This is a genomic window from Streptomyces sp. FH025, assembly GCF_017427025.1.
Lineage (GTDB): Bacteria > Actinomycetota > Actinomycetes > Streptomycetales > Streptomycetaceae > Kitasatospora.
Genome location: NZ_JAFLNG010000882.1, coordinates 1 through 2,727 on the forward strand (window position 1 = coordinate 1; position 2,727 = coordinate 2,727).

Genomic DNA, 2,727 nt, shown 5'->3' on the forward strand with positions numbered 1-2,727 from the left:
CCTGGGCGGTCAGCCTGCTGGCCGCGCTGGTGCTGGGCTTCGTCGGCTACCTGTTCACGCTCTCGCACGTCCAGGAGCGGCACTACCAGTCGACCGCGTACAAGACCTTCAAGGACCAGCTCGCCCGGGCCGTCGCCCCGACCGGCGCGGCCGCCGGCGGCGACCCGGTGGCGCTGCTGGACATCCCGTCGATCGGCCTGCACCAGGCCGTGGTGGTCGAGGGCACCAGTGGCCGGGACCTCATGCGCGGCCCCGGCCACCGCCGGGACACCGCGCTGCCCGGCCAGAGCGGGGTCGCGGTGGTCTTCGGCCGCGGCGCCACCTTCGGGGCGCCGTTCGCCGAGCTGTCCAAGCTGAGGGTCGGCGACAGGATCGAGGCCACCACCGGGCAGGGCAAGTTCACCTACACCGTCAACGTGTACGGCGACGGCGACCACCCGATCACCGACCCGGTCCGCAACCGGCTGGTGCTGGTGACCGGGGACTCCGACTGGATCGCCGGCTCCACCGTCATGATCGGCGCCCGGCTCGACGGCGACCCCGAGCAGAACCCCGGCGGCCGCCCCGCGACCGTCCCGTACGACAAGGCGCTGGCCGCGGACAAGGGCGCGCTGGCCACGCTGCAGCTGTGGTCGCTCGCCCTGCTGGGCGCGGTGCTCGGCGCCCTGCTGCTGGCCCGGTACTGGCGCCGCTCGGCGGCCTACCTGAGCTTCGCGCCGGTGGTCGGCGCCCTGCTCTGGGCGGTCTACGAGAACGCCGCCGCCCTGCTGCCCAACCTCTACTGAAGCGCGCCCGGAGGCCGTACCGATGACCGACACCACGCACCAGCCGTACGACCAGCCGTACGACCCGGCGGCCGATCCGACCGCCGACACCCTCACCCTCCCGCCGGTCGCGCCCCACTACGGCGACGGACAGCCCGACGGCGGCCCGCTGGCCGGGCTGGAGACCCGGGACGTCTCCGCCTGGTTCGGCAGCCACAAGGTGCTGGAACGGGTCTCGCTGGCCATGCCGGCCGGCGACGTCACCGCGCTGATCGGCCCGTCCGGCTGCGGCAAGTCCACCTACCTGCGGATCCTCAACCGGATGCACGAGATGATCCGCGGCGCCCAACTGTCCGGCGAGGTGCTGCTGGACGGCGACGACGTCTACCGCCCCGGCCGGCGGCCCGCCGAGGTGCGGCGCCGGATCGGCATGGTGTTCCAGCGGCCGAACCCGTTCCCGGCGATGTCCATCCAGGACAACGTCTCCAGCGGGCTCAAGCTGGCCGGGATCAAGGTGTCCAAGGACGAGCGCGAGCACCTGGTGGAGACCAGCCTGCGCCGGGCCGGCCTGTGGGACGAGGTGTCCAGCCGGCTGCACACCCCGGGCGGCGCGCTCTCCGGCGGGCAGCAGCAACGCCTGTGCATCGCACGGTCGTTGGCCGTCTCGCCGGACATTCTGCTGATGGACGAGCCGTGCTCCGCGCTCGACCCGACCTCCACCCGGCGGGTCGAGGAGACCATCGCCGAACTGCGCGGGCGGCTCACCATCGTGATCGTCACCCACAACATGCAGCAGGCCCAACGGGTTTCGCAGACCTGCGCGTTCTTCCTGGCCACCCACGACACCCCGGGCCGGATCGTCGAGGCAGGGCCGACCGAACAGGTCTTCGAGAACCCGCGCGACCAGCGGACCTCTGACTACGTCAACGGCCGCTTCGGGTAAGCAAGTTCGAGCAGTTCCTCCAGTACGGCCGCGACGCCGTCCTGCTCGTTGCTCATGGTGTGCAGCGGCACCGCCGCCAGCACCTCCGGGTGCGCGTTGGCGACGGCGTACGCGGTGCCGGCCCAGGCCAGCATCTCCAGGTCGTTCGGCATGTCGCCGAACGCCACCACCTCGCCGCGGTCGATCCCGTGCTCGGCGGACCAACGGGCCAGCGTGCTGGCCTTGGTGACGCCGGGCGCGCTGATCTCCAGCAGCGGGATCGGCGAGGAGCGGGTGATCTCGGCCAGGTGCCCGGCCGCCGCCCGGGCCTCGGTGAGGAAGGTGTCCGGGTCGAGGTCCGGGTGCTTGGCCAGCAGCTTGAACAGGCCCCGCACCGGGCCCCCGTCCGCCAGCAGCTCCTCGGCCGGGCCGATCGCGCGGACCTCGCCGTCGCCCCACATCAGCACCTCGTACCCGGGCTCGCGGGCCCACCCGTCCGGGTACTCGAAGGCGAAGGCGGTGCCGGGCAGCTTGGCCCGCAGTGCCTCGACGACCGCCAGCGTGGTTCCCACCGCCAGCGGGAAGTACTCCACCAGCTCGCCGCGCCGCACGTCCACGACGGCGCCGCCGTTCGAGCAGATCGCCACCCCGTGGCCGCCGATGTGCGGGCTCACCTGCTGCATCCAGCGCGGCGGCCGCCCGGTCACGAACACCACCTGCACCCCGGCCGCCTCGGCCGCCGCCAGGGCCGCGGCGGTGCGGTCGCTGACGGTGCCGCCGGAGCAGAGCAGGGTGCCGTCCAGGTCGGTGGCGATGAGGCGGGGGGCGGTACGGGGTTCGGTCACCGGTCCATCTTCGCCCATCGGCGGGGCCCGGTCACCGCCCGGGCCCCGGGCCGTACGGGCACCGGCCCGGGGCGGGTTCCGGCCCTCCAGGCGCCGTTTCCGGCCGATCCGCCCCCGTCCGGGGTGTCGCTCCGGGCCGAACGGGCAGGACTCTCCCGGTCACCCCGTCGGCAGGAAGAGCCATGCCCACTCGCCA

At 73.6% G+C, this 2,727-nt stretch carries 3 protein-coding genes; 2 read left to right on the plus strand and 1 reads right to left on the minus strand.

All coding sequences use genetic code 11. From position 1 onward, the window contains the following. A partial coding sequence (locus tag J0670_RS35170; protein WP_207816585.1) for a class E sortase occupies nt 1–785 on the plus strand: 785 nt, incomplete at its 5' end. Nucleotides 786–807: 22 nt separating this feature from the next. Further along, complete coding sequence (locus tag J0670_RS35175; protein ID WP_207816586.1) at nt 808–1,707, plus strand: phosphate ABC transporter ATP-binding protein; 900 nt, start codon at nt 808–810, stop codon at nt 1,705–1,707. Here J0670_RS35175 and J0670_RS35180 read toward each other — a convergent pair. Beyond that, complete coding sequence (locus J0670_RS35180) at nt 1,683–2,549, minus strand: HAD family hydrolase (RefSeq protein ID WP_207816588.1); 867 nt, start codon at nt 2,547–2,549, stop codon at nt 1,683–1,685. The genes J0670_RS35175 and J0670_RS35180 overlap by 25 nt on opposite strands. Between the last annotated feature and the right edge of the window lie 178 nt (nt 2,550–2,727).